Genomic DNA, 5545 nt, shown 5'->3' with positions numbered 1-5545 from the left:
ATAGTTCGATGCTTTGCATCGCCCCGGAATGACAGCGAAGAGATATTTACGGCACCAGCACGGCGCGGCCGACCAGCTTGCCCTGATGCAAGTCATGCAGCGCCTCGTTGGCGCTGGCAAGCGGCATCGGCGTCACCGGGATCGGTGGAATCTTCCTGGCCCGCACGAGGTCGAGCAATTCACGCGTCTCGCGCAGGTTGCCGACATAGCTGCCCTGGATGGTGACGGCCTTCATCGGGATCAGCGGCAGCGCCCATGGCGCGCCGCCGCCGAACAGGCCGACCATCACGAGCTTGCCGCCCTTGGTCAGGCAGTCGAAGCCGAGCTGCGTCGTAGCGGCGTTGCCGACCAGGTCGATCACGGCGCGGATCGGCTGGCCGGCCTTCTGCGCGAGCTGCGCCAGCGCGTCCGGGGCCTTGCCGTCGACGGTCGCGAGCGCGCCGGCATTCTCGGCTGCCTCGCGCTTTCTGGCGTCGATGTCGACCACGATCGCGCCCTTGCCGCCCATCGCCTTCAACAGCGACAGCGCCATCAGCCCGAGCCCGCCGGCGCCGAAGATCACGATTGGTGTGTCAAAGTCCTTTTCGACTTTCTTCAGGGCGGAATAGGTGGTGACGCCGGAACAGGCGTAAGGCGCCGCCGTGACCGGGTCCAGCCCCTTCAGGTCCAGGAGATATTTCGGGTGCGGCACCGTCATGTGGTCGGCATAACCGCCGTCGCAATAGACGCCGAGCGCATTCGGCTTCACCGCGCACATGTTCTCGTCGTCGGCGAGGCAGGCAGCGCACTTGCCGCAGCCGAGCCAGGGATAGGCCAGCGCGACGTCGCCGACTTTCAGACCGCCCTTGTCGCTCTCCTTCACGTCCGGCCCGAAGGCCACGACCTCGCCAACCGTCTCATGGCCCATCGTCCGCGGCAGCGACACGCCGCGGTCCTTCAATGACAGCGGCTTGCGGCCATGGCCGAGATCGTAGCCGCCCTCCCAGATGTGGAGGTCGCTGTGACAGACGCCGGCCGCCTTGACCTTGATCAAAACCTGCGTGCCCGAAGGCTGCGGCGTCGGCTGATCGACCTCCTTCAGCGGTGCGTTGAATTCGGCAACCTGGAAACTCTTCATGGCGTCACTCCCGGGCTTCTTGGCCTTATGAAGTGTCTTTAGTTTACGCCAGCGGATGATGGCAAGCCACGTGCTGGCCGGGTGCCACGAGACGCAATTGCGGTATTTCCTCGCGGCATTGCTGGTCTGCGCGAGGGCAGCGGGTGCGGAAACGGCAGCCCGAGGGCGGCGCGATCGGCGACGGCGGCTCGCCGGCCGGCACGCGCTCCGCTGGCCGCACGTCGGGATCGGGCACCGGGATCGCCTCGAGCAGGAGCGCGGTATAAGGATGCGCCGGCCTGGCGAAAAGCTGCGCGGATTGCCCGACCTCGCAGAGCCGGCCGAGATACATCACCGCGACGCGGTCGCTGACCGCCTTCACCACGGCGAGATCGTGGGCGATGAACAGCAGCGTCAGCCCATAGCGCGCCTTCATCTCCTCCAGCAGGTTGAGGATCTGGGCGCGGATCGAGACGTCGAGCGCGGAGACCGGCTCGTCGCAGACGATGAACTCCGGCTTCAGCACCAGCGCCCGCGCAATCGAGACGCGCTGGCATTGCCCGCCGGAGAATTCATGCGGCAGGCGTCCCATCACCAGCGCGGGATCGAGCCCGACCGCGCTCAGCACCTCGGAGACCTGCGCCTCGCGCTCCCTGGCGTCCTTCACGCCCGATATCACCAACGGCTCGGCAACGATGTCGCCGATGCGCCGCCGCGGATTGAGCGAGGCGATCGGGTCCTGGAAGATCAGTTGCGCCCGCCGCCGCATTCGGCGCAGCGCCTCGCCCTTCATCGCCGTCAGCTCCTCGCCGTCGAACAACACCCGGCCCGACGTGGCGCGACGGAGCTGCAGGATGGCGCGGCCGAGCGTCGACTTGCCGCAGCCGGATTCGCCGACGAGGCCCAGGGTCTCGCCGCGCGCGACCTCCAGGCTGACGTCGGACACCGCATGCACGGTCTTGCTGCCCGCACCATATTCGACGACGAGGTTCTCCACCTTCAGGAGCGTGCCCGACCAGGCGGCGCGCATCACATCGAGCATCATGCGCCGGCGCCTTCGGCAAGCCGGAGCGGATGAAAGCAGGCATAGTGGTGCGCCGGCGTCTCGGCAGCCGACAGCGGCGGCTTGGCGCTGGCGCAATGGCCGTCGGCATAGCGGCAGCGCGGCGCGAACGCGCAGCCGGCGAGCGGCCGGGTCGGATCGGGCGGCCGCCCGCTGATTGCCGGCAACGGCGCATGCGGCGCGGCATCGAGCTTCGGGATCGCGCCGAGCAGCGCCTCGGTGTAGGGCATCTGCATCCGCTTGAACAAGGCCTGCGTTGGCGCCCTTTCAACCACGCGGCCTGCATACATCACCGCGACCTCGTCGGTGCGGCCGGCGACCACGCCGAGGTCGTGGGTGATCAGGATCATCGCCATGTGGCGGCGGCGCTGCTCGCGCGCGAGAAGATCGAGGATCTGCGCCTGGATCGTGACGTCGAGCGCCGTGGTCGGCTCGTCCGCGATCAGGAGTCTCGGCTCGCAGGACAGCGCGATCGCGATCGCCACCCGCTGGCGCATGCCGCCGGAAAGCTGGTGCGGATATTGCGCGAGCCGCTGCTCGGGCGCGGGAATGCCGACGGCGGCGAGCAGCTCGGCGCTGCGCTTGCGTGCCGCACCGAGGTCGAGCGCGAGGTGCTCCTGCAAGGTCTCGATCAACTGCGTGCCGATGGTCAGGACCGGGTTCAGCGAGGTCATCGGGTCCTGGAACACCACCGCTAGCGATCGCGCGCGCAGCTTGCGCAGGGCCGGCTCGTCGCAGCGCGCCAGATTCTGGCCGTCAAACATCACGCGGCCGGCGAGCTTCGCCTGCTTCGGCAGCAATTGCAGGATCGCGCGCGACAGCATGGTCTTGCCGCAGCCGGACTCGCCGACGATGCCGAGCGTGCGGCCCGGCGCCAGCGCCAGGTCGACGTGATCGACGGCGCGGAGATTGCCCCGCGCGGTCGGCAGGTCGACGGCGACGTCCTCGACCGACAACAGCGCCCGCCCCGTCACAGCGCGCCCTGCCGCGGATCGGTCAGCGCGCGCAAGGTGTCGCCGACCAGGTTGAAGGACAAGACCGTCAGGAACATCGCGATCGCCGGAATGAAGGCGAGCCGTGGCGCGGCCTCGAGGCTCTCGCGCCCCTCCCCGATCATGCTGCCCCAGCTCGAGATCGGCGGCGGCACGCCGAGGCCGAGGAACGACAGCGCGCCCTCGGCCACGATGGTCAGGGCGACGCCGAGCAGGAAGAAGGCGGCGAGCGGCAGCAGCACATTGGGCAACAATTCGCGCAGCAGGATGCGCAGATGCGTGGCGCCGAGCGCTTGCGCCGCGATCACGAATTCGCGCCGCGCCAGCGTCAATGTCGCGGCACGTGCCACCCGCATGAAGGCAGGGATGCCGAGCACGCCGAGAATCAGCGTGAGGTTGAGGATCGACTGGCCGAGATAGGCGGTCACCGCGAGCGCGAGGATCAGCGGCGGAAACGCCAACAGCACGTCCATGCTGCCGACCACCCAGGTCTCGAAGCGGCCGCGGAAATAGCCGGCCAGCATGCCGAGCGCGCCGCCGACCCCAAGCCCGATCATGGGCGCACAGAGCCCGACGACCAGCGAAATCCGTGCGCCGTAGACCAGCCGCGCCAGCTCGTCGCGGCCGAGCCCGTCGGTGCCGAGCCAGTGCTCGGCCGAGATCGGTGCGCGGCGCTCCAGCATGTCCATGTCGGTCGGGCTCGGCAGCGGCAGCACGTCGGCGAGCAGCGCCACGGCAAAGACGACGACCATCCAGCCGAACGCCACCCAGAACAACGGCCCGAGCCGGCGCACGCGCCGCGCCGGCGTGGCGGCGACATCTTCCTCGATGGCGAGCTCAAGCGTGGCCATGGCGAATCCTGGGATCGAGCACGGCGTAGAGCATGTCGACGATGAAGTTCATGATGACGAAGCCCGTGGCCACCAGCAGCACCACGCCCTGCAGGATGACGAGGTCGCGGGTGTAGATCGCCCCGACCAGCAGCCGGCCGATTCCGGGCAGCGCGAAGATCGATTCGACGATGACGGCGCCGCCCATCAGCCGGCCGATGTTGATGCCAGTGACCGTCACCAGCGTCAGCGACGACGGCTTCAGCGCGTGCACGAACAGGATGCGGGAGGGTTTCAGGCCCTTGGCCCTGGCCAGCGCGATGAAATCCTCCTGCAGCGTGGCGATCATGTCGGAGCGCAGCACGCGCATGATCCCCGGCCATTCCGCGAACCCCAGCGTCAGCGCCGGCAATGCCATGAACCGCAGATTGCCGAGCGGATCCTCGGCGAACGGCACATAGCCGGTCGCCGGCAGCAGGCGCAGCTCGACCGCGAACAAATAGATCAGGAGAATCGCGGACAGGAAGGTCGGCACCGACAGCATGCCGAAGGCCGAAGAGGTCACGAAGCGGTCGAAGGCGCCGCCGCTCCGCGCGGCGCAGACGATGGCGAGCGGCACGCCGATCAGAAGACCGGCAAGCTCCGCGAGGATCATCAGTTCGAAGGAAACGGGCAGCCGCTCGGCAACGGCCTGCAACACGGTCTGCCCGGTGCGGAAGGAACGGCCGAAATCGCCCTGCAGAATGTGGCCGAGCCAGCCGACATAACGGATGAGGAGCGGCTGATCGAGGCCCATATCGTGGCGCAGCGCCTCGACCTTGTCCGGCGTCGCCTGGTCACCGAGGATCACATAAGCGAGATCGCCCGGCAGCAGCGAAGCGATCAGGAAGGTGAGCAGCGAGACCGCCAGCAGCACCGGCACGAGATAGGTGAGCCTTCGTGCGACGAAGCCGAGCATGGAGGGTCATTCCATCCAGACGTCGGAAACGTCGACCACTCCGTTGTAGAGTTTTGGCAGGCCCTTCAGCTTGCTGCTCGAGATCGCGTAATAGGTATTCTGGAAGGTCCAGAACCAGATCGCCTCCTGGTTGATGAGGCGGCTGATCGCGCAATAGTCCTCGGTGCGCTGGCCGACATCGGCCGTGTTGCGCGCATGCTCCAGCAGCTTGTCCAGCTCGGGATTGGAATAGTTGGCGAGCGCCACGGGGCTGCCGGTGTGGAAGTTTGCAAACATCTGCGGATCGGGATCGGCGAGGTCGACGATACGCCAGGGGATCAATTGGAACTGCCGCATGAAGGCGCGCGGCACCACGGTGGCCTGGTCGATCTGCTCGATCTCCATGTTGGCGCCGACCTTCTTCCAGAACTGCTGCAGCACCTGGCCGATGGTGCGGCCGCGCGGCGTCGCGGTGACGATCATCTTGAACTCGACCGGCTTGCCATAGTCCTTGAGCAGCGCCTTGGCCTTCTCGGCATCCTCCGGCAGCGCGCCATCGTCCTTGCACTTGACCCAGGAGCCGTCGCCGTAAGGATTGCTCGCCGGCCGGCTCAGGCCGTTGGTGAT

The 5545-nt window shown here is 67.5% G+C and carries 6 protein-coding genes; all 6 read right to left on the bottom strand.

Annotated elements, in window-relative coordinates:
* Positions 1 to 46 precede the first annotated feature (46 nt).
* Entirely contained in the window at positions 47 to 1117 is a 1071-nt protein-coding gene (locus JOY90_RS39600; protein WP_291696513.1) for an alcohol dehydrogenase, read from the bottom strand.
* Between the two features lie 43 nt (positions 1118 to 1160).
* Positions 1161 to 2141, bottom strand: a complete 981-nt coding sequence (locus JOY90_RS39595) for an ABC transporter ATP-binding protein (protein WP_291696512.1) — start codon at positions 2139 to 2141, stop codon at positions 1161 to 1163.
* The gene (locus JOY90_RS39590) at positions 2138 to 3133 is read right to left on the bottom strand and encodes an ABC transporter ATP-binding protein (RefSeq protein WP_291696511.1); all 996 of its coding nucleotides are present in this window, start codon (positions 3131 to 3133) and stop codon (positions 2138 to 2140) included. The genes JOY90_RS39595 and JOY90_RS39590 overlap by 4 nt, the downstream gene beginning before the upstream one ends.
* Positions 3130 to 4002: an ABC transporter permease gene (locus JOY90_RS39585; protein ID WP_291696510.1), complete on the bottom strand. Its 873-nt coding sequence runs from the start codon at positions 4000 to 4002 to the stop codon at positions 3130 to 3132. Before JOY90_RS39585 ends, JOY90_RS39590 begins: the two co-directional genes overlap by 4 nt.
* On the bottom strand, positions 3989 to 4939 hold the full coding sequence (locus JOY90_RS39580) for an ABC transporter permease (protein ID WP_291696509.1): 951 nt from the start codon (positions 4937 to 4939) through the stop codon (positions 3989 to 3991). The genes JOY90_RS39585 and JOY90_RS39580 overlap by 14 nt, the downstream gene beginning before the upstream one ends.
* Before the next feature lie 6 nt (positions 4940 to 4945).
* Positions 4946 to 5545: ABC transporter substrate-binding protein (locus JOY90_RS39575; RefSeq protein ID WP_291696508.1), on the bottom strand; the 600-nt coding region annotated here is incomplete at its 5' end.

This window comes from Bradyrhizobium sp. (assembly GCF_019242285.1).
Classification (GTDB): Bacteria; Pseudomonadota; Alphaproteobacteria; order Rhizobiales; family Xanthobacteraceae; genus Bradyrhizobium.
The sequence above is the reverse complement of the archived record's forward strand: the minus strand, read 5'-3'. Positions and strand labels throughout refer to the sequence as shown.

What these genes read in the sequence shown, in the direction of transcription:
- JOY90_RS39585 (WP_291696510.1), bottom strand. Translation starts at nt 4,002, where the DNA reads ATGGCCACGCTTGAGCTCGCCATCGAGGAAGATGTCGCCGCCACGCCG.
- JOY90_RS39580 (WP_291696509.1), bottom strand. Translation starts at nt 4,939, where the DNA reads ATGCTCGGCTTCGTCGCACGAAGGCTCACCTATCTCGTGCCGGTGCTG.
- JOY90_RS39595 (WP_291696512.1), bottom strand. Translation starts at nt 2,141, where the DNA reads ATGATGCTCGATGTGATGCGCGCCGCCTGGTCGGGCACGCTCCTGAAG.
- JOY90_RS39600 (WP_291696513.1), bottom strand. Translation starts at nt 1,117, where the DNA reads ATGAAGAGTTTCCAGGTTGCCGAATTCAACGCACCGCTGAAGGAGGTC.